A 20,994-nucleotide genomic window follows, 5' to 3' on the forward strand; every position below is an offset into this window, starting at 1 on the left:
TCACATGAACACTCCGCTGACAAAAAGCGATTGTCACTGTATTGTAACAATCATATTTAGCAAACTAAACCCACCATGAACAATCTTCTACAAATATTTCAGAGATATAGATAAGTAATACACTTTTGTAACAAAACTTGACCTAACCATATTAACATGCTTGTTACTCCCCTGTGACAATCAGCGAAGTAACATTTCTATTCTGGACGACCCTCAGGGAGGAATATTTTTGCCTAAGACATCACTACATATGAAGATTCTGCTTTGGGGCTGGGCAGTACTGCTATGCGCCCTGTTGCTGACTTTCTGGTTCTATTATGGAACGGTGTCAGAAGAGCTTACAGCTTCCAGCAGGCAAAACACCTCCAGGCTCCTTAATTATGTCCGTTGGAAAATCAGCCACAGCCCGGTCAGTCCCGGCACTCCCGCATTCCAGAATGAAATAACAGAACTGGGCTCCCAGCTTGATGTCCGCATCACCTATATAAAACAAGGCAGGGTCCTTGCCGACTCCAATGTGGAGGCAAGCAGACTCCCTGAACTTGACGACCACTCCAACCGTTCTGAAGTTATTGCAGCAGAGTCCAGCGAGACCGGGAAGGACATCCGCTACAGCAAAACCCTGCAGACGCGCATGTTATACGTTGCCAAATCAATCGGTGACAACGGGGAATTTATCAGGCTGGCACTGCCCTACTCCATAATCGGAGAACGGCTGGACAGGGTTATGATCCACTTTTCAGTGCTCCTCGCCATGCTGGCTGTAGGCTCCGCAATTCTTCTGATATTTATCGGCAAACGCACCACCTCTGCTGTGCAGGAAGTCTCCGCCACAGCTCAGGCAATCGGGGAAGGCGACTACAGCAAACGCATCAGGATAATTCCCGGCGGTGAATATAAATTGATGGCAAAATCCATCAATACCATGGCCAAGAAGATTCAGGGCCACATCCGCATCATTGAAGATCAACGCAACCAGCTTGACGCTATGTTCGAAAACATGACTGAAGGCATCATGGTTCTCGACCCGCAAGGAAAAATTGAATCAGTCAACAAATCCATGACTGAACTTGTTCCGAACACTCAGGAATTTGTGGGCCGGGTCCCCCTTGAAGTGCTGACCCGCCATGAAATTCAGGATGCCGTGGATAAAGTTCTCAAACATGGCAGCGACAACAATTCCGACTCCCTGATTGTAGACCTTGCTGACGGCAGGTCCATGAATGTAACGATTTGTTCCTATGCTGATTACAAGAACCGTCGCAAACTGATCCTTGTCTTTCATGATATCAGCGAAATGAGACGGATGGAAAAAATCCTCCGCGATTTTGTTTCCAATGCCTCACACCAGTTGCGCACTCCGCTTACCAGTATCAAGGGATACTCCGAAACCCTGATCGACAACCCGCCGCAGGATAAAAAAATCCTGACCAGCTTCCTTGGAACCATACTTGATAATGCCAACCACATGTCCAAGGTCATTACCAGCATGTTTGCCCTGACCCGCAGTGAATATTCAGGCAAAAAACTGCGCACCAAACCTACCGATCTGCAAAAATGTATTGCGCTGAGCATGGCCAACCTGCAATCTCTGGCGGAAAACAAAAATATCAGCCTCAGCAAAAGTGAAATACCGCAAATAAAAATCACCGGGACAAGTGAAGGCTTGGTCCAGATTTTCGACAACCTTATCGAGAACGCCATCAAGTATGCACCTGAGAACACCGGTGTCATGGTTCAGGCTGAAGCTGACCATGAATTCGCAATAATCAGGATTGTTGATGAAGGACCGGGAATTGCGGCAGCTGACAAAGAACGTATTTTCGAAAGATTTTTCAAATTGGATGAAAACGCTGTGGGGCACGGCAGTTCCGGATTGGGACTGGCATTGTGCCGCAGTCTTGCTCGTAACTTCAACGGCGACATCTGGGTGGAAAGCCCGGTTGACGCGATAACAGGTACCGGGTCTTCATTCTGTGTGAAACTCCCGGTAGCAGCTGAACAAGCTTATGAGTCCGCTAAGGATTCACAACAAGGGGATTATCTCTAATGGATATTTACGATCTGTTTTTTTACATGTCCCTGTTTGCAGGGTTCATGATGGCTTTTAACCTTGGCGCAAACGACGTAGCCAACTCCATGGCTTCGGCCGTTGGAGCAAAAGCCATCACAATCCGGCAGGCAGTACTGATCGCAGGGACCCTGAACTTTGCGGGAGCGGTTTTCCTCGGCTCCCATGTGACCGCAACGGTCAGTAAGGGAATCATCAATCCGGCAGCCATCTCCGATCCGAAATTAATAATGATCGGTATGTTTTCAGCTTTGCTGGCAGCGGGATTATGGGTACTCATATCAACATTTACGGCCTTGCCGGTCTCATCCACCCACTCCATTGTCGGCGCCATCCTCGGCTTCGGCCTTGTTGCAGGCGGTCCGGATGTGGTTAACTGGTTTAAAATGGTCGGAATTGTGATGTCATGGATTATTTCACCATTCTTTGCAGCAACCATTGCCTTTGCCATTTTCACGCATATCAGGAAGACAATTCTCTTCAAAAAAGACTTCATCCGTCAGGCACAAAAATGGGCTCCTATATGGATGGGCTTGACAGTTCTGCTAATTTCCCTTTCATTCCTATATAAGACCCCCATGGGTAAAAGTTTAAAACTGCCCTTCATCGGTTCCCTGGCTTTAGGGTTCGGAATCGCCGCGCTGGTATGGTTTGCAGGGCGCTTGGCCGTAAATAAACTGGTTGGAGATCCCGAACAGGGAGCTGAGGCTGTGGAAGAAACTTTCCGCAAACTGCAGGTGGGGACATCATGTTACGTAGCCCTCTCACAGGGTGCAAACGATGTTGCCAACGCAATCGGACCGGTAGCAGCAATCTACCTTATATCCAAGGAACACGTATTGCTGGCTAAAGCCGATGTCCCCATGAGCCTGCTGGTCATGGGCGGACTGGGTATCGCCATCGGTATCTCCCTCATGGGTCACAAGGTTATGGGTACTGTGGGTGAAAAAATCACCGTGCTGACCAATACCCGCGGGTTCGCAGTTGACTTCGGTGCAGCTTCAACCGTACTGGCAGCATCCAACCTCGGATTACCGGTATCATCCACCCACGCAGCAGTGGGTGCAGTTGTTGGTGTAGGTCTCGCAAGAGGTTTTTCAGCGGTAAACTTTAAAATCCTCGGAAGAATCGTGCTTTATTGGGTGCTCACTGTACCCATAGCCGCGATCACAAGTATAACAATTTTCAGCCTGCTCAAATGGGCTTTCATCTAGATAACACAAGGAGAACATTATGCACTTTCGTCTTCCTTTCTTAGGCCTTATCGTTAACAAGGACCCCATGGACGGGCTGGTCAAGCACTACAACAAAATTGCTGAGTGCATCCACATTATCAACGATTCCGTTGAATGCTATGTTGCCGGAAACGACACCTGCCGCGAATTCAATGAACTGATTGAACAGATTGATAAAGTTGAATCCCAAGCAGATAAAATCAAACGTTCCATCCGCAACCACCTGCCGCACTCCATGTTCATGTCCGTGGATAAGGTTCTGTTCTTCAACTACACCCGCAGTCAGGACAACATTCTGGACAACGCTCAGGAAGCACTGCACTGGCTGGCAATGCGCAAGGTAGCTATCCCTTCTGAATACCAGAAAGATCTGATCCTGCTGCTCTCCGAGGTCAACGACACTACAACCAGCCTTGGACCTGCACTGAAAGCAACCATTGCTCTCAACAACGGAAAGTCCATTGACCGTGAAGGCACCAAGAACAAGTTCCGCAAGGTCCGTAAGCACTACGCCCGCTCAATGGAAATGCGTAGGGAACTGGCCAAAAAGATCTACAATTCCGACATGGACTTCAAAGACATCTACCAGCTCATGCATTTCGTAGATTGCCTCAACGAAATGGCGCATCAGTCTGAAACCTGCGCCGACATGCTCAGGGCTATGATTGCCAGATAAGAATCTGTTTCATTAAATAGAATAAACAAAGCCCCTCCTGCGAACCTATGTTTGCAGGAGGGGCTTTGCTGTTAGGGAGGAAGTAAGTTTAATGAACAATAGTTTTGGAAAAATAGTTAATGACGCACACACCGATCAAGATAAGGGCCATTCCCAAAATGGCCGGTAAATCAGGAGTCTGGCCATATAGAAAAATACCCATGAGAGTAACCAGAATAATTCCCAGCCCGCACCAGATTGCATACGCAACACCAACCGGCATGGTTTTGAGCACCAATGAAAAAAAGTAGAATGTAGCGACATACCCTACCACCACGATAATGCTGGGTACCATCCTGGTAAAACCTTCAGAAGCTTTCAGGGCACTGGTTGCCACAACTTCAAATACAATTGCTATAATCAGATACGCATAGGCCGTCATTATTGCCCTGTTTCCTTATCATTTGTAATTTCACTACAACAAAGCCTTCAGGCTTCGTTTTCCCATATCAGTTACACGACACATTTTCTGCTCTACACCGTCAAATGTGAACGCATTCATCTGCCTCGTCTCCAGTAGCCCCCGCGTGGCAAAAGACCGCAGGTACTCATCTAAATTCTCCGGCGTTACGAAGCGTTCACCCTGATACTCCTGAGCAATGATTTCGAAAAGGGCATCTGAGGTGATTAATTCATTTTCAGCAACAATTTGAAGCAGACGAACTTTAACGAGTGGTTTCACTTATTACTCTCTGATTTATCTAAATGAATTCCCGATTCCGGAATATGCTCCACAAAATAAAATTAGACAAATTAATCGTTTTTATGCAATCCATAAACATGGCTAATCAAAACATCTTAGGACAACTTCCTCCGGACATACTGCGTTCATTTATACTCGTCGCAGACACCGGCAGCTTCACCCAAGCGGCCAAACTGGTATTCCGTACTCAGGCCGCTGTCAGCCTCCAGATCAAGCGATTGGAGGAAGAGCTTGGATATGATCTATTTGTCCGGGAAGGAAGAAAGGCTATTTTAAGCCCGAAAGGTGAGATCCTATACGGGTATTCACGGAAGATTCTTGATTTGTACGATGAAGCTGTTGCAGCCATAGTTCAGCCGGAACTGAGCGGACATGTTCGCATCGGAGCGCCTGACGATTATGCAACGCAGCATTTGCCCAGTGCGCTTAAGAGATTTGCCATGTCGCACCCTATGGTGCAGGTCGAAGTCCTTTGCGATGACACCTACAAGCTGGATCCCCTGCTTAATGACCGGAAACTTGATTTGATGATTACAACAGAAAGTCAAAGCTCAGCGAATTCAATTCCGCTGGAACTGGTCTGGATTATGTCTGAACTTATGAATCCGGCAGACGTGGAAGTCCTTCCGCTGGCCTTGTACCATCAGGAGTGCTGCTATTGCCACAATGCGCTGGAAGCTCTGGATAAAAATTCGCGAAAACACAGAGTGGTATACCGCAGCCCGAGCCTTGCAGGTGTAACAGGCGCAGTCAAAGCCGGGATCGCCATTGCCCCGGTGACCAAAGATACACAGGTGGAAGGATGCCGCCACGCAGTTCCCATGGACGGCCTGCCTGAGATAGCGCCGGTACACATGGCCCTGCGCTATCCTCCCGGACGCAGTTCCAAGGTCGTTTCTTCTTTTGCCGAATTTATCAGTTCGGAAATGGGACTGAAGCGAGAGGTCAACACAACTCAGAACGCTTGATCTTCCCACTGGATGTTTTGGGCAGCTCATCCCTGAATTCTACAGAGCGCACTATCACGATGGGACCGAGTTCGCGACTGACCTGCTCTTTCAATTCCCGGTGCAGGTCATCGGACTCCACAAATCCATGATTCAGGGTCACATAAGCCTTGGCAACCTGCCCCTTGATCTTGTCTGCAACACCGACCACAACAGCTTCCGCAACCTGCGGATGCTTGGTCAGCGCACATTCAACCTCGGCGGTTCCAATACGGTGTCCTGAAATATTAAGCACATCGTCGGCGCGTCCCTGAATCCAGAAATAGCCGTCCTCATCCTTGCGGGCAACGTCCCCGGCATAGAACATGCCCGGTATGCGCTTCCAATAGTGGGCCATGACCTCTTCACGATCACCGATCACATCGCTGAACATCGCCGGCCACGGCTTCTTGATCACCAGCAAACCGCCTTTGCCATCAGGTACGGGATTACCCTCAGCATCCACAACATCGGCATCAATGCCGGGCAGGGGTCTGGTTACGGAACCGGGCTTCAGCACAGATACCGGCAGCGGACTGATCATGATCATTCCGGTTTCGGTCTGCCACCATGTATCCAGTACCGGACACTGGCCCTTACCTATATTCTCGTACATCCAGAGCCATGCTTCGGTATTAAACGGCTCACCAACCGCACCGAGAATACGCAGGGAAGAAAGATCGTGCTGTTCCGGATAGCGGTGCCCGAACCGCATAAGGGTTCTGATCTGGGTGGGCGAGGTATAAAAAATAGTAACCCCGTACTTGGAAACAATATTCCAGAGTCGGTCCGCCTGCGGATAGAGGGAGTGCCCCTCATACATGACGGTAGTCGTTCCGGCCAGCAAAGGGCCGTAAACAAGGTAGCTATGCCCGGTGATCCATCCCGGATCAGCGGAGCACCAGAAAATATCTGTGGGCTTGAGATCAAAAACCCATTTGAAGGTGCGGTGCACACCGACCATGTAACCGCCGTGGGAATGGACCAAACCTTTGGGTTTCCCCGTAGTGCCGGAAGTGTGCATGATGAAGAGAGGATCATCGGCTGCCATAATCTCGGCAGGAGCGTGGGGGCGTTCATGACGGACAAGATCCTCGTACCAGCAGTCGCGGGCGGAATCCATGTTCACGTCCACGTTGGCCCGGTGGACCACAACGACAGACTCCAGATTCTGTGCAGGATCATCAAGCAGGGCTCGATCAACCTCTTCCTTGAGACGGATAACCTGACCGTTGCGATAGAAACCGTCCACAGTAACAACCACACGGGGGTCAACTTCCCGGACACGCTCGCGCAGCAGTAGTGCTGAGAAACCGGAAAATACCATGGAATGCACGGCCCCGATACGGGCACAGGCCAGCATGGCGATTACCGTTTCAGGAAGCTGGGGCATATAAAGGACGACCCGGTCCCCTTTACCTACGCCAAGCCCTCTCAGGCCGTTGGCAAAACGGTTCACTGCCCGATAAAGTTCATAATAGGTATATTGGCGGGAATCACCCGGCTCACCTTCCCAGATCAAAGCCAGACGATTCTTGTTAACTGTCTCGATATGGCGATCAAGGGCGTTGTAGACAATATTGCAGCGCGCTCCGCTGAACCAATGGTAATTGGGGGCATCGGAAATGTCACAGACCTGTTCCCATTTTTTGAACCAGTCCAGTTCTTCAGCTGCTTCTTCCCAATAGGAACAGAGGTCCACCTCCGCCAATTCCCGCGCTGCGCGCAGATCCTGCGGATTGATTCCTGCCTCAATAAGCATTTGGGGCAGGGGGCGGAAGACTCTCTCTTCGTGCAACAGGCTGTCCAGTGTTTCTTTATGATCCACTACGCCCTCCATTAGTTAATCCAGCCAAAGACACCTCGAAATTTAAAACGTGCTTTACCCCAAGAACTGTATGTCCGATTATATTTGTACATACCCGGTCAGGACAATGCAGTCCATATTCGGCAAACGGCATGAGTGTATCGGTAAGCGGCATGATCACATCCCCAGAATCTGCTTGAGTTTGCTGATCCGCCTGCGACTGATGGGCAGCTCGATCCTTGTACGACCTGCAGTGCGGAGCATAAAGTTACTACCCGGCAGAGAGGCTATTTCTGTAACCATTTCCAGATTTACCAAATACTTGCGATGCACCCTGAAAAAACGGTGCGGGCCGAGGCGCTCCTCGAGAGTTTTTAACCTGTGGGAAGTAAGAAATTTTTGATTGGCTGTGTGCACGTAGGAATAATCTTCGTAAGCTTCCACAAAGATGATCTGAGTATAAGGAATAAGCATCATGCGCCCGTCCAGATTGACCGGGAGCTTTTCTATCTCCGGCTGGCGGGTCTGAGAAAAATCCCATGCATTCTTGAGTGCGGAAAGAAATTTGTCCTGCTCATCCTCGCCAAGTGAAAGCTGCAAAGTCTCTTCCCCGGTCTCCACGCCGGTCCCGGACTCCTTCCAATCTGAAGGCTCGGGGATTTCCCGGAAATGACTCTTAAAACGGGCAATACGTTCCAGAGTTTTCTGCATGCGCTCTTCATCAGGAGGCCAGATAAGATAATCAACTGCCCCAAGCTCAAAAGCCTCATAAGCATTGGTCTCATCTCCGGCGAGAAAGATCAGTCCTGGTTTATGTTTACTGGCTCCCAATGCCTGAGCTAATTCAGCACCGCTTATACCCTCTTCATAATCAAAACCCAAAAATATAATCCCGTACCCCACGGCTTTATGAAGCTCCAAGGCTTCATCAGCATTAACAGTTTCACCCAATACACGTACCAGCTTAACTCCGCGGAGAGCTTTGCGTATAGCTGAACGGACCTCTGAGTCCGGGTGAAGAATGAGGGTTTTAAGGCTGGGCAAAGGAACTCCCGTGATTACAATTAATCCAATTATTCAAGGGATAGCTTGAATTTGGACAGACTGCAAGCATCTATTCTTTTCAACTAAACCCGTCTTTATCATACCTTATAAGTGTGATACACCCTCAATCTATAATTCAAAAAGGGTTGACACAAACAAGAACTATTACTATTTTGTGTGCAAGAGGTGCACATGAAAATAGGACAAAGACGATCAAAACAGAGAGAACTCATACTTGAGGAACTCAAAGGACTGACCTGTCATCCCACCGCGGATGAACTGTATGAAAGAGTACGTAAAAGGCTCCCCAATATCAGCTTGGGAACCGTATACCGCAACTTGGAACTTATGGCGGACAACGGTGTCATCCTCAAGATTGAGACAAGCGGAAAAAACAGATTTGATGGAAATGCCGAACCGCATCCGCATATCAGATGTTTACAATGCGGCAAGGTAGATGACATTATGAACAACGTAGCAGCCCCTGCAATCAACGCTGTTGAAGCCCGAGGGTATGATATAAAAGGGTGCTCAATTGAGTATTTCGGCTTTTGCCCGGAATGCCAGACCAAAGTACATTAATCTTTTTTAAATAACATCTTCATTTAATATCCATACTTATGGATGGAGATGCTATTTTTTTGTCTAAAAACCTGACAGCGGCGCTATTAACTGCTAAATATTACAACAGCTATTTCGACGATACCATCTGCTGCCAAAGGCAGCGTGATAAGGAGAAGCTCATGTCCCAATTAAAAGGTTCGAAAACAGAAAAGAATATCCTGACCGCGTTTGCAGGAGAATCTCAGGCCCGTAACCGTTACACCTACTTCGCTTCAAAGGCGAAAAAAGAAGGTTATGTTCAGATTTCCAAAGTCTTCGAAGAAACTGCCAATCAGGAAAAAGAACACGCCAAAAGGCTCTTCAAACTTCTTGAAGGCGGCGAAGTAGAAGTAACTGCATCCTTCCCCGCAGGAGTAATCGGCTCCACAGTTGAAAACCTCAAAGAAGCAGCAGGCGGCGAAAGACATGAATGGGAAGAAATGTATCCCGAATTTGCCAAGATTGCTGAAGAAGAAGGTTTCAACACAATTGCCGCTATTTTCCGTGCGATCGCAGTAGCTGAAGAATTTCATGAAAAAAGATACCTTGCTCTGACCAAAAACATTGAAGATGGCAAGGTGTTTAAAAAGGACAACGCTATCATCTGGCAGTGCCAGAACTGTGGATACACCCACGAAGGTGATTCCGCACCGCACAAATGCCCTGCATGTGACCATCCTCAGGCACATTTTCAGGTAGTCTGTGAGAACTGGTAGTCGATAACCCTAACCCTGTGGAGTATTAAAAATGGCTGAATTGTACGAAGTTTATAAATGCGAAGCTTGCGGTAATATCACTATGGTTCTTCATGCCGGCCCCGGTAACCTTGCCTGCTGTGGATCAGATATGGTTCTTATGACTGAAAACACCGTTGATGCTGCTAAAGAAAAGCACGTTCCGGTTATTGAAAAGATCGAAGGCGGCTACAAAGTGAAAGTCGGCGAAGTTGCCCACCCCATGGAAGAAAAGCACTGGATCGAATGGATTGAGCTTTCCTGTGGCAATTCCCGGATGATCAAACAACTCAAGCCCGGCGAAGCTCCTGAAGCAAAATTCTGCTGCTGCAAGGAAAGCACCGAACCTGTTGTTGCCCGTGCATACTGTAACCTGCACGGTCTCTGGAAAGCATAAGACAGGATACCACTATGGCTGAACCCAAAGATATGTATCAATGTCAGGTTAGCAATTGCGGTTATATCTACAACCCGGACAAAGGGGACCGCAAAGGTAAAATCGACAAAGGAACTGCCTTTGCAGATCTGCCTGAAGACTGGAAATGCCCGGTTTGCGGCGCAAGCAAAAAATCTTTCAAGCCCCTGGGCTAATAAAATTATCACGGAGATAGGAAATGAAATACGTATGTACTATTTGTGGTTGGGTTTATGATCCTGCTGAAGGTGATCCGGATGGCGGTATCGCTCCCGGTACCAAATTCGAAGATATCCCCGAAGATTGGGAATGTCCGGTTTGCGGCGCAAGCAAGGATGATTTCGAGCCTGAAGATTAAGCTGCCGAGCACGGCATCCTGCTGAATACGGATGCGTATATAAAGAAAAAACAGAAAGCCGGGATATTCCCGGCTTTCTGCGCATAAATAAAACCATAAAATTATAGTAGGAATATTCAAGTGAGACCTATTGAAATCAAAGAAGGCGTACATTGGATCGGAGTTGTGGACTGGAATTGCCGCAACTTTCACGGATATGCACGCTCCGCCAACGGAACCACATACAACGCTTTCTACATTGAAGACGAAAAAAAAGTTCTGGTGGATACTGTTTCCAAAGGATCTGAGAACCAGTTCCTTTGTTCACTCTCCCACCTGACCAAACCTGAAGAAATCGACTACATTGTCGTCAACCACCTTGAGCCCGACCACGCTGGCTGCCTCGAGAAGATGGTAGAGCTTTGCAAGCCCGAAAAAATCTTTGTTTCCGTCATGGGCGGAAAAAATATCGCTACATTTTTTGATAGCAAAGACTGGCCCGTACATGTAGTCAAACCCGGTGAAGAAGTTTCCATAGGTAAACGCACCCTGCGTTTCTATGAAACCCGCATGCTGCACTGGCCCGACAACATGTTCACTTTTATTCCCGAAGACAAGCTGCTCTTCACCAGTGACGCTTTCGGACAGAACATTGCCGCCAGCGAGCGCTGGGTAGATGAAATGAGCAAAGTGATGGTCGTAGACTATATGCAGCAGTACTACGCAAACATCATCACCCCTTATTCCTCTAAGGTTATCAAAACCCTCGAGACTTTTGCGGGCCTCAACCTTGATGTAGACATGATCTGCCCTGACCACGGCCTCATGTTCCGTGGTGATGACTGCGCTCTGGCTCTTGATAAATATATGGAATTCGCAAAACAGGAACCCAAGCAGAAAGCAACCCTGTTCTACGACACCATGTGGAGCTCCACCGAGCGCATGATCAACGCTGTTGCTTCCGGCCTCGTTTCCGAAGGCATTTCTGTTAAAGTTATGTCTGTAAAGGCCAACCACCACAGCGACATCATGAGCGAAGTTTTCGACTCCGCAGCGATTGTCCTCGGTTCCCCGACCCACAACAACGGCATCCTCCCCGGTATGGCTGACGCACTGACTTACATCAAAGGCCTGCGTCCCCAGGACAAGATCGGTGCTGCAGTAGGTTCCTTCGGCTGGTCCGGAGAGTGTGTCAATATTCTCAACGAATGGCTTGAAAAAATGGGCTGCGAAATCATCGAGCCTCAGATCAAAGCTAAAAACCGTCCTGACCATGACACTCTCAAAGAGTGCTTCCAGCTCGGTGTTACCATTGCTGCAGCAATTAAAGAAAAGACTGCTAAATAGCATGAATATTCCCGGGCGGAGTCAACTCCGCCCGGATTTTCGTTTTTTCAAAAACTAATTCACAAAGCCTTTATTTTTATGTTATTTAAAACTTGAAAATATAAAAATAGGAAGCTGTTACACCACTATCGATAATAGTTTTTTTTAGCGTTACCTTTTAGGAGGATCGCATATGGCTACCGGACGTAAGATAAAAACAGAAGTCATGGCCGCACTGGCTAACGAAAACTGGGAAAGCAAGTTTGAAGAATTAATGGATAAATACTCCATGCAGAATCTTGTTTCCCCGCTTTTCGCTTCACTGTGTGCGACCACGGTTATAGTCCGCTGGCACGGAATTACCTGCTTCGGCAAGGTCATCTCCCGTATGGTGGAGGAAGACGCACCCAAGGCCCGCATTGTCATGCGCAGAATCATGTGGATGCTCAATGAGGAGTCCGGTGGATGTGCATGGGGAGTTCCTGAAGCCATGGGCGAAATCACTGCCGTAAACGATCTGATGGCCGCTGAATACGGTAAAATCCTTTTAAGCTACAGCCACGAGGACGAAGAAGGTCCGGAAAACTACCTTGAATTTCCGACCCTGCTCCGCGGGGCGGTTTGGGGAGTTGCCCGTATGGCACAGACTCGTCAAAAAATCGCGGCTCAAGCAACAGGCGACCTTATCCGTTTTCTTTCCTATCCCGACCCGGTTATTAAGGGGACTGCCTGCTGGGCTCTTGGGGGGTTGAAATCAACGGAATCCGTCAAAAAGCTTGAAGCTTTGGTGGATAATGATACTGTTATAGATATTTATAAGGACTCTTCATTGCAGTCTGTAACAGTGGGAAGGCTGGCTCAGGAAGCTCTGGATAAAATTTCCGGAATTTAATTAACAACTTGAACAAGGAGAGGGATGATGGATGTTCTGATGCTGTCAAGGCTGCAATTTGCCATGGCAACAATGTTCCACTTCATTTTCGTACCGCTCACACTGGGACTTTCCATACTGGTTGCCATCATGGAAACCATGTACGTGCGCACCAAAAAAGATATTTACCTGCGCATGACCAAATTCTGGGGAAAGCTGTTCGTCATTAACTTTGTTCTTGGTGTCGTGACCGGAATCACACTTGAATTCCAGTTCGGCACCAACTGGTCCCGCTACTCAGAATATGTTGGTGACATCTTCGGATCATTGCTGGCAGTGGAAGCCACTGTGGCTTTCTTTCTTGAATCAACTTTTCTGGCCGCATGGATTTTCGGATGGAAAAAACTTTCTCCCAAAATGCACGCTGCCTCCATCTGGATTGTAGCTATCGCTTCCAATATTTCAGCTGTCTGGATCATCCTTGCTAACGGCTGGATGCAGAACCCTGTCGGCTACGTGATGCGTAACGGCCGTGCTGAACTCGAAAGCTTCAGTGAAGTAATCAGCAACCCCTTTGCATGGGGACAGTTCTTCCATAACGGTTTCGGAGCTTTCGTTGTAGCAGGATTCTTCATCATGGGAATCAGTGCTTACCACCTGCTCAAGAAGAACGAAGTTGAATTCTTCACCAAGTCCTTCAAAATGGGCATGATCACCGCCTTTCTCTTTTCTGTGCTGGTTGCCGCGCAAGGCCACAACCACGCTCAGGACGTAGCAGTGAAACAGCCTGCAAAACTGGCTGCCATGGAAGCTCTCTGGGATACCGCACCTGACGGTGCCCCCATGTACCTGCTGGCTATGCCTGATGAAAAAAATGAAACCAACGCCGTAGAATTTCTCGGAATCCCCGGTGGATTGAGCTTCCTTGCCTTCAACAGCTTTGACGCTCCGGTCAAGGGTCTCAAGGAATGGCCTAAAGAAGACCGTCCCCCGGTAACAGTGACATTCCTCTCCTTCAGGCTCATGGTAGGTCTGGGCACACTCTTCCCGATCCTTTGTATCTGGGGCTGGATGAACCGCAAAAAACTTACTGAAAACAAGCTCTACCTGCGAATCATGCTCTTCGCTATCCCCCTGCCTTACGTTGCCATGTGGGCCGGATGGGCAGTTGCCGAAGTAGGACGCCAGCCTTGGATCGTATACGGCATGATGAAAACAACCGACGCGGTTTCGCCCATTGCGACCAGTCAGGTTGCTTTCTCCCTCATCGCCCTGACCACCCTTTACACCCTGCTGGGTGCGGCTGAAATCTTCCTGCTGGCGAAATTCGCCCGCAAGGGTCCTCAACCTGAAAAGGCCTAATAGAGCCTGTAAGATAAGGAGATTACAATGCTTGAATCAATCTGGTTCTTACTCTGGGGAGTGCTCTGGGCCGTATACTTCATGCTCGACGGGTATGACCTCGGCCTCGGTGCGATGATGCCCTTTGTGGCCAAGACCGAAAAAGACCGTAAAATTATCTATAATTCTATGGGCCCCTTCTGGGACGGTAACGAAGTATGGCTGATCACCGCCGGCGGTGTGACTTTCGCTGCTTTTCCCAAGGCCTACGCTGTCATGTTCAGCGGACTTTATACCGCACTCATGCTGCTGCTCATCGCCCTGATTATCCGTGGTGTTGCTTTTGAATTCCGCGGACTCATGGAAAGTGACCGCGGCCGCAAGTTCTGGGATGCATGCATGGTCCTCGGCAGCTTCCTGCCCGCCCTGCTGCTCGGTGTTGCATTCGCCAATATCTTCATGGGTATCCCCATTGACGGCGAAGGCGTCTTTCAGGGCAACCTGTTTACCCTGCTCAATCCTTACGGACTCGGCGGCGGTATTCTCTTCGTTCTCCTTTTTGCCCAGCACGGCCTGCTCTGGCTGGCAGCACGTACCGAGGACGGCGAACTCAACCAACGCGCCGCAAACCTCGCCGCCACCATCTGGCCGGTTCTAGCTGCGGTTTATATTGCCTTTTTGGCCCTCACCGGGGTATATACCAAGCTGCTCAGTAACTTCCTTGCCTACCCGGCCCTGTTACTGATCCTTTTGGTTCCGGTCCTTGCAATCGTCAAGGTTCGCACTCTCATTGCAGCACGCAAATGGTGGAATGCATGGATCAGCTCTGCTGTTCTGATTGTTTCCACTACCATGTTCGGCGTGATCGGACTGTTCCCGGCACTGCTGCCCTCCAGCATCAATCCGGCATACTCCATCACCATCCACAATGCTGCATCAAGCCAGCTGACCCTGAAGATCATGTTGACGGTTGCACTGATCATGGTCCCCATCGTCATCGGTTACCAGTTCTGGATGCATAAGATGTTTGCAACCAAGATCACTGATGAAGATCTGGGCTATTAACAAACTGATTCCAATTACGGAGAACATCAATAATGTCTAACAAGGTTCTTGAAAAAGCTCTTAACGAACAGCTCAACGCTGAAATGTACTCTGCTTACCTTTACCTCTCCATGTCCGCTTACTTCAGCGACATCGGACTGGACGGCTTTGCCAACTGGATGCGCGTACAGGCTAAGGAAGAGCAGTTCCACGCCATGAAGTTCTATGATTACATCAACGAACGAGGCGGCAGAGTGCTCCTCACTGCAATCGAAGCACCCAAGACCGAGTGGGAATCCCCGCTGGCCTGCATTGAGGCTGTTCTTGAGCACGAGAAGCATGTTACTTCCCTGATCAACAATCTCGTGAACCTCGCAATTGATGAAAGAGATCACGCAACCAACATCTTCCTGCAGTGGTTCGTAACCGAGCAAGTGGAAGAAGAAGACAACGTGAACGCAGTACTGAACAAGCTCCGCCTCCTCAACGGCGAAGGCAACGGCATGTTCATCCTTGATAAGGAACTTTCCACCCGCGTATTCAACGCACCAGCTGAATAGTTCCGACTGCAATACAGACGAAATAAGTCCCCTGAAGCACTGCTTCAGGGGACTTTGTTTTTGAAAATGAACCTTATTTGAAATCAGGATTTAGTACTGGAAACTAACCGAAGAGTTTGAGGCGGCGGCGAAAAACTCAGAAGCCTGATTCTGGTAGGCCCGAACTCCGGCCATTTGCCTTGCCGAGAATCGTTTTCCCTGTGGTTCGGTATTAGTGGCAGGCTCTTTACTCTCTTCAGCATTAACTCCTGTAACCTGCGCAGCCTGCTGCTTTGCCTTCTCCTCTTCTTCCTCAGAAACAACACCGTCGCCATTTAAATCCTTTTCCTCGTCATCCTTTTCCTTCTGAAAAAAGTTCTTCTGGAACTCCGACAGAGCTTCAGAAAATAAACTTCCCTCCTGAACCCGCTCCTCGGCATCTCTCAAGGAGTCGATTTCAGCCTGCGAAACTTTGCCGTCCCCGTCTGAATCAAGCATGTTGAATGTTCTTTCATCCAGTCCGCTGTCTTCAAGGGTAACCATTTTCTGTGGGCCTGCATTCGGCATCTTTGCGGCAGAATTTTCCGCCTGCTGCATCTCCACATCAAGCTTGCCGATATCTCCTTTCTGCTGCTGCAACTGTTCAAGCTTTGCCTGAACTTCCGCAACAGATATCCTGCCGTTGCCATCAACGTCATACTTGGAAAACTCTTTTTTACGCAGCCCTGATTCATCGAGGTCAAGGATTCCATCGCCATCCTTATCCTTCGATATCATTAACGAATCAATAAAATCAGCCTGCTGACTCTGCTCTATAATTCTTGATTCATCGGGAGCATAATTCGCACTCACCTGCGAATTTTCAGAGCCGTCAATTACTGAAATACTCATCTCATTACTCCTGAGCTATCCGCACTTAACGGGAGAGGTAATAATTGCCTGACAGAAAACATTAAGAACCATAAAGCAATTATCATTCCAATACTCAGAGCATAAATACCGATTAATCAAGCCATTATCGCATTATGAGATCTGAAACAGCATCTTGATCATTTAGAATTCTGTAGTACTGAGCTATTACCATTGCTTCTCTGTTTTTTGCTAATCTGCCTTCAATCAAGCTATCAAAAAAGGAGACAGACAATGGCTAAAAAAATTCTGATGATCGTGGGTGATTTTGTAGAAGATTACGAAGTGATGGTTCCCTTTCAGGCTCTGCAGGCAATGGGCTTTGAAGTGGACGCCGTTTGCCCGGACAAAAAAGCAGGAGAACAGGTTGCGACTGCAGTTCATGATTTTGAATCCCAGCAGACCTACCTTGAACGTCCCGGTCACAACTTTACCCTTAATGCCGACTTTGACACTGTTAATACCGGCGACTATGCTGCCCTTGTAGTTCCCGGCGGCAGGGCTCCCGAGTATCTGCGTTTGAATGAAAAAGTACTCGATATGGTCCGTGAATTTTCCGACCGTCCCGTTGCGGCAATCTGCCACGGCCCCCAGCTTCTTGTAGCTGCCGGCGTTCTTGAAGGGAAAAAAGTATCCGCCTATCCGGCCTGCGCCCCTGAAGTAAAACTTGCCGGAGGGGAATACGTTGAAATCGAACTTGATGATGCCATTTGCGATGGCAATCTCGTAACCGCTCCCGCATGGCCTGCCCATCCTAAATGGCTGCGCCTGCTGGTTGACCGCATCGGTTAATCAGGCCAAAGGCGGGAAAAGCACGCGAGGGAATCCCAAATGTGTGAAATATATGCTTCCACCCCGCCGGCGGAATATGAACAGATTACCCGCTCCATCAGGATAAACGGTGCTGTGACCAGCATACGCATTGAACGAAGATTCTGGAATATCCTTGATGAGCTGGCAGAAGAAGAACAAACCAGTACTGGCAAATTTATCTCGACCCTCCACAATGAGGCATATAGCCTTAATGGCGAGATATCCAACTTCGCCTCTTTGCTGCGTGTTGTATGCACCACCTACCTTGTGAACAAATCTGCCTGATACAAAGAAAGATGTAACTAAATGAAAGCCCGCCCGAATGATTTCAGGCGGGCTTTTTATTTAGCCTTCGTTGACACGTTTTTGTAATGCGTATACATCAAATGCATATTGATTTTTAATAACATCCTGAGAACTGCCGCCAAAATCATAATTCTGAGGTGCACATGAATAAATTCTTTTCTGCTGTCCTGTCCCTGCTCATTACCCTATGTATCTCCCTACCTGCCTTCGGAGGAACCAGAACCATTACAGATATGTCCGGACGCACGGTAGAAATACCGGACAAAGTGGAACGTGTGATCTGTTCCGGTCCGGGATGCCTGCGCTACCTGACTTATCTGCAAGGGCAGAATATGATTGTCGGTGTGGACTCCATTGAGCAACGCCAAACAAGATTCGACGCCCGCCCCTACGCCATCGCCAATCCGCAATTCAAGAAAATGCCCCTCATCGGTGAATTCCGGGGCCACGACAATCCTGAACTGATTCTCGGCCTTGAACCTCAGCCGCAGGTAATTTTCAAAACATACAAAGACATGGGCTACGATCCGGACGAACTTCAGGCCAAGACCGGAATCCCGGTAGTCTGCCTTTCCTATGCCAGCTTAGCCGGCAAAAGGGATGTGATCTACAACTCTCTGCAACTCATGGGTAAAGTCATCGGCAAACAGGAACGAGCCAAGGCAGTATGTGACTTCATGGAAGCCCATATTACCGACCTGACCAAAAGAACAGCAGACATCCCCAAAGAAAAACGCAAGACCTGCTACGTTGGCGGTATTGCCAAGAAAGGCCCGCACGGTTTTCAGTCCACCGAACCTGCCTATCCGCCTTTCCTCTTTGTAAATGCTCTGAACGTAGCCTGCCCGCCAAAAGGACAGGGTAAACCTTTGCAGCACGCCAATGTTTCCAAGGAACAGATTGTAGCCTGGAACCCGGAAATTCTCTTTGTGGACATTTCCACCTCCCAGCTGGGAGAAAATGCAGGGGCAATTTATGAAATAAAGACCGACCCGGCATACCAGTCACTTGATGCGATTGCTTCCGGTAAAGTTTATACAGTACTTCCCTACAACTGGTATTCTATGAACTACGGCTCAATCATTGCCGATGCATACTACGTAGGCAAAGTTCTCTACCCTGAAAGGTTTGAGGACATTAATCCCTCTGCCGAAGCCAATAAAATTTATAGCTTCATGGTCGGCGCTCCGGTTCTTGAGACCATGACTAAAGCATTCAGCGTAAAAGGTTTTGAAAAACTGGAGCTGAAATAGCTTATGCATTTTGATGACGGACAGATACCCGCTGATTATTCGCGGCATATAAGGCAGAAGTCATTCTTCATAGCTGCCGGATTACTGCTGGCCGGAGCCATGCTGGTCACCTCCATCGGCATGGGACCGGTATCCATCTCGGCACCTGAAACTCTACTGACCCTGCTTGGCGAGACAGTCTCCAAACGGTTTGACCTGATCATCTGGAACATCAGACTTCCGCAGGCCCTGACTGCCTTGACTGCAGGAGCAGGACTCTCTGTGGCCGGGGCGGTCATGCAGGCCATTCTGCGCAACCCGCTTGGTTCGCCGTTCACCCTCGGCATCTCCCATGCTGCCGCTTTCGGGGCTGCGATATCAGTCATGCTGCTGGACCTCGGAACCATGACCAGTTCCAATGTGGGGGCGGTGACCATTAACTCTCCCTACCTAACCACCATGGTCGCTTTCGGGTTCAGCCTCATTGCCACCTTTGCCATCATAACAATTTCACGCACCCGCAGGGCCACTCCAGAAGTAATGGTCCTGACCGGGGTAGCTCTCGGCGCACTGTTCACTGCCGGAACCATGTTCCTGCAGTACTTTGCAGATGACGTGCAGCTGGCAGCCATGGTTTTCTGGACTTTCGGCGACGTCGCAAGAGCCACATGGACCGAACTGGGAATAATCAGCGCAGTAACCGTCGTTGCCTATATCTGGTTCACGGCCAACCGCTGGAACTTCAATGCCATTGAAGCCGGAGACGAAACAGCCAAAGGACTGGGCGTAAAAGTTGAACGGGTCCGTTTAACTGGGATGCTGCTGGCCTCACTGGTCACGGCGGTCATTGTTTCATTTCTGGGTATAATCGGCTTTGTGGGGCTGGTCTGTCCGCACATGGTCCGGCGCTTGATAGGTGATGATTACCGTTTCCTGCTTCCGGCATCCTGCATTGTGGGCGCGGTCCTGCTGCTCGCAGCAGATACTGCTGCAAGGCTCATGCTGGCTCCCAATGTACTGCCCGTTTCAGTGCTGACTGCATTTCTGGGCGCCCCGGTTTTCATCTGGCTGATCATCAGGGGGAGCAAATGAACATCAAGGTCAACAACATAAATTTCAGCTACAGCGGAACCCCGATATTAAAAGAAGTCGACTTCACCGTGGATCAAGGCGAACTGCTGGCTATCCTCGGTCCTAACGGCGCGGGCAAGACCACCCTGCTCAAGTGCATGAACGCCATCCACAGGCCGGGTAAGGGCTCGGTTCTGGTTAAAGAAAAGGATGTATTCAAGCTCGCTTCAGACGACATCGCCCGCTTGATCGGTTACGTACCGCAACGAGTGGAACCTGCCCGCCTGACCGTATTTGATGCCGTGCTCATGGGCCGCAAACCGCACATCAAGTGGCGTGTCCGGGACCATGACATTTGTATTGTAGATGCTGCCTTGAAGCGACTTTCACTCGACCATCTTTCACTGCGTTACATCGACCTGCTCAGCGGCGGCGAATTGCAGAAGGTCAGCATTGCCCGTGCACTTGTACAGGAACCGGATGTGCTCCTGCTGGACGAACCGACCAGCTCTCTAGATCTCAAGAACCAGCTGGAAATCCTGCGCACGGTACGGGCAGTGGTCAAAGGTCACAAGGTCTCGGCGATCATGACTATGCATGACCTGAATACCGCCCTGCGCTATGCGGACAAATTCATTTTCCTTAAAAACGGTACAGTCTGTGGCTGCGGAGGCAAGAACTCGGTCAGCCCGGAAATTATAGAGCAGGTTTACGGGGTGGAAGTTGAAATTGAAATGCGCAATGGCTGCCCGGTAATCCATCCTGTGGAAGACCTCGAAGCACTCGATTATGAACATGAGCATTCTCATAGACATACTCATGAAATAAGACAGTAATATAAATGAAAACTAACAAAAGGTTTTGGGATTCTTAAACCCTTTTGCAAAAGGGT

The 20,994-nt window shown here is 49.0% G+C and carries 24 protein-coding genes; 19 read left to right on the top strand and 5 right to left on the bottom strand.

Going from position 1 to position 20,994, the window contains the following annotated elements; translation table 11 throughout:
* Positions 1 to 229 precede the first annotated feature (229 nt).
* Genes ACKU40_RS15070 through ACKU40_RS15080 form a run of 3 tightly spaced genes read left to right on the top strand, consistent with a single transcriptional unit; the run spans position 230 to position 3,982 of the window.
* Positions 230 to 2,050 (top strand): ATP-binding protein, encoded by a 1,821-nt coding sequence (locus ACKU40_RS15070; protein ID WP_320173618.1) that lies wholly within the window; start codon positions 230 to 232, stop codon positions 2,048 to 2,050.
* The gene (locus ACKU40_RS15075) at positions 2,050 to 3,285 is read left to right on the top strand and encodes an anion permease (RefSeq protein WP_320173619.1); all 1,236 of its coding nucleotides are present in this window, start codon (positions 2,050 to 2,052) and stop codon (positions 3,283 to 3,285) included. The genes ACKU40_RS15070 and ACKU40_RS15075 overlap by 1 nt, the downstream gene beginning before the upstream one ends.
* Before the next feature lie 19 nt (positions 3,286 to 3,304).
* Positions 3,305 to 3,982, top strand: coding sequence for a DUF47 family protein (locus tag ACKU40_RS15080; protein ID WP_320173620.1), 678 nt, complete (start codon positions 3,305 to 3,307; stop codon positions 3,980 to 3,982).
* Positions 3,983 to 4,070: 88 nt separating this feature from the next.
* On the opposite strand, the gene ACKU40_RS15085 is transcribed toward ACKU40_RS15080, so the two are convergent.
* Together ACKU40_RS15085 and ACKU40_RS15090 are read right to left on the bottom strand one after the other, a co-directional pair.
* Complete coding sequence (locus ACKU40_RS15085; protein WP_320173621.1) at positions 4,071 to 4,403, bottom strand: multidrug efflux SMR transporter; 333 nt, start codon at positions 4,401 to 4,403, stop codon at positions 4,071 to 4,073.
* A gap of 33 nt (positions 4,404 to 4,436) precedes the next feature.
* The gene (locus tag ACKU40_RS15090) at positions 4,437 to 4,703 is read right to left on the bottom strand and encodes a hypothetical protein (RefSeq protein WP_320173622.1); all 267 of its coding nucleotides are present in this window, start codon (positions 4,701 to 4,703) and stop codon (positions 4,437 to 4,439) included.
* Positions 4,704 to 4,801: 98 nt separating this feature from the next.
* Here ACKU40_RS15090 and ACKU40_RS15095 point away from each other — a divergent pair, with 98 nt between their 5' ends.
* Positions 4,802 to 5,692 carry a LysR family transcriptional regulator gene (locus ACKU40_RS15095; protein ID WP_320173623.1) on the top strand — a complete coding sequence of 297 codons (891 nt, stop codon included), beginning with the start codon at positions 4,802 to 4,804 and terminating at the stop codon, positions 5,690 to 5,692.
* On the opposite strand, the gene acs is transcribed toward ACKU40_RS15095, so the two are convergent.
* A complete protein-coding gene (gene acs / locus ACKU40_RS15100; protein ID WP_407944292.1) occupies positions 5,670 to 7,538 on the bottom strand; it encodes an acetate--CoA ligase in 1,869 nt (622 codons plus the stop codon). The genes ACKU40_RS15095 and acs overlap by 23 nt on opposite strands.
* Before the next feature lie 156 nt (positions 7,539 to 7,694).
* Positions 7,695 to 8,561 (bottom strand): LytTR family DNA-binding domain-containing protein, encoded by an 867-nt coding sequence (locus ACKU40_RS15105; RefSeq protein ID WP_320173625.1) that lies wholly within the window; start codon positions 8,559 to 8,561, stop codon positions 7,695 to 7,697.
* A gap of 192 nt (positions 8,562 to 8,753) precedes the next feature.
* On the opposite strand from ACKU40_RS15105, the gene ACKU40_RS15110 reads away from it, so the two are divergent.
* From ACKU40_RS15110 to ACKU40_RS15155, 10 genes are all read left to right on the top strand, one after another.
* Positions 8,754 to 9,143 carry a transcriptional repressor gene (locus ACKU40_RS15110; RefSeq protein ID WP_320173626.1) on the top strand — a complete coding sequence of 130 codons (390 nt, stop codon included), beginning with the start codon at positions 8,754 to 8,756 and terminating at the stop codon, positions 9,141 to 9,143.
* Positions 9,144 to 9,304: 161 nt separating this feature from the next.
* Positions 9,305 to 9,880 (top strand): rubrerythrin, encoded by a 576-nt coding sequence (gene rbr / locus ACKU40_RS15115; RefSeq protein ID WP_320173627.1) that lies wholly within the window; start codon positions 9,305 to 9,307, stop codon positions 9,878 to 9,880.
* Positions 9,881 to 9,911: 31 nt separating this feature from the next.
* The gene (locus ACKU40_RS15120; protein WP_320173628.1) at positions 9,912 to 10,295 is read left to right on the top strand and encodes a desulfoferrodoxin; all 384 of its coding nucleotides are present in this window, start codon (positions 9,912 to 9,914) and stop codon (positions 10,293 to 10,295) included.
* Positions 10,296 to 10,309: 14 nt separating this feature from the next.
* Entirely contained in the window at positions 10,310 to 10,489 is a 180-nt protein-coding gene (locus ACKU40_RS15125) for a rubredoxin (protein WP_320173629.1), read from the top strand.
* A gap of 23 nt (positions 10,490 to 10,512) precedes the next feature.
* Positions 10,513 to 10,671: a rubredoxin gene (rd, locus tag ACKU40_RS15130; RefSeq protein WP_320173630.1), complete on the top strand. Its 159-nt coding sequence runs from the start codon at positions 10,513 to 10,515 to the stop codon at positions 10,669 to 10,671.
* Between the two features lie 120 nt (positions 10,672 to 10,791).
* Entirely contained in the window at positions 10,792 to 11,997 is a 1,206-nt protein-coding gene (locus ACKU40_RS15135) for an FprA family A-type flavoprotein (protein WP_320173631.1), read from the top strand.
* Between the two features lie 172 nt (positions 11,998 to 12,169).
* Positions 12,170 to 12,868 (top strand): DVU0298 family protein, encoded by a 699-nt coding sequence (locus ACKU40_RS15140; RefSeq protein ID WP_320173632.1) that lies wholly within the window; start codon positions 12,170 to 12,172, stop codon positions 12,866 to 12,868.
* Positions 12,869 to 12,895: 27 nt separating this feature from the next.
* Positions 12,896 to 14,209, top strand: a complete 1,314-nt coding sequence (locus ACKU40_RS15145) for a cytochrome ubiquinol oxidase subunit I (protein ID WP_320176392.1) — start codon at positions 12,896 to 12,898, stop codon at positions 14,207 to 14,209.
* Between the two features lie 27 nt (positions 14,210 to 14,236).
* Complete coding sequence (cydB, locus tag ACKU40_RS15150) at positions 14,237 to 15,253, top strand: cytochrome d ubiquinol oxidase subunit II (protein ID WP_320173633.1); 1,017 nt, start codon at positions 14,237 to 14,239, stop codon at positions 15,251 to 15,253.
* 32 nt (positions 15,254 to 15,285) lie between these two features.
* Complete coding sequence (locus ACKU40_RS15155) at positions 15,286 to 15,792, top strand: ferritin (protein ID WP_320173634.1); 507 nt, start codon at positions 15,286 to 15,288, stop codon at positions 15,790 to 15,792.
* A gap of 90 nt (positions 15,793 to 15,882) precedes the next feature.
* On the opposite strand, the gene ACKU40_RS15160 is transcribed toward ACKU40_RS15155, so the two are convergent.
* Positions 15,883 to 16,662, bottom strand: coding sequence for a hypothetical protein (locus ACKU40_RS15160; RefSeq protein WP_320173635.1), 780 nt, complete (start codon positions 16,660 to 16,662; stop codon positions 15,883 to 15,885).
* 252 nt (positions 16,663 to 16,914) lie between these two features.
* Between ACKU40_RS15160 and ACKU40_RS15165 the strand changes: the two genes are divergently transcribed.
* The 5 genes from ACKU40_RS15165 (at position 16,915) to ACKU40_RS15185 (ending at position 20,938) form a co-directional block, all read left to right on the top strand.
* Positions 16,915 to 17,472 carry a DJ-1/PfpI family protein gene (locus ACKU40_RS15165; protein ID WP_320173636.1) on the top strand — a complete coding sequence of 186 codons (558 nt, stop codon included), beginning with the start codon at positions 16,915 to 16,917 and terminating at the stop codon, positions 17,470 to 17,472.
* 39 nt (positions 17,473 to 17,511) lie between these two features.
* Positions 17,512 to 17,778 carry a ribbon-helix-helix domain-containing protein gene (locus ACKU40_RS15170; protein ID WP_320173637.1) on the top strand — a complete coding sequence of 89 codons (267 nt, stop codon included), beginning with the start codon at positions 17,512 to 17,514 and terminating at the stop codon, positions 17,776 to 17,778.
* A gap of 164 nt (positions 17,779 to 17,942) precedes the next feature.
* Positions 17,943 to 19,052, top strand: coding sequence for an iron ABC transporter substrate-binding protein (locus tag ACKU40_RS15175; protein WP_320173638.1), 1,110 nt, complete (start codon positions 17,943 to 17,945; stop codon positions 19,050 to 19,052).
* A gap of 3 nt (positions 19,053 to 19,055) precedes the next feature.
* Positions 19,056 to 20,123, top strand: coding sequence for an iron ABC transporter permease (locus ACKU40_RS15180; protein ID WP_320173639.1), 1,068 nt, complete (start codon positions 19,056 to 19,058; stop codon positions 20,121 to 20,123).
* Positions 20,120 to 20,938 carry an ABC transporter ATP-binding protein gene (locus ACKU40_RS15185; protein ID WP_320173640.1) on the top strand — a complete coding sequence of 273 codons (819 nt, stop codon included), beginning with the start codon at positions 20,120 to 20,122 and terminating at the stop codon, positions 20,936 to 20,938. The genes ACKU40_RS15180 and ACKU40_RS15185 overlap by 4 nt, the downstream gene beginning before the upstream one ends.
* The last annotated feature ends 56 nt before the right edge of the window (positions 20,939 to 20,994 follow it).

It is taken from the genome of Maridesulfovibrio sp. (assembly GCF_963666665.1).
Classification (GTDB): Bacteria; Desulfobacterota; Desulfovibrionia; order Desulfovibrionales; family Desulfovibrionaceae; genus Maridesulfovibrio.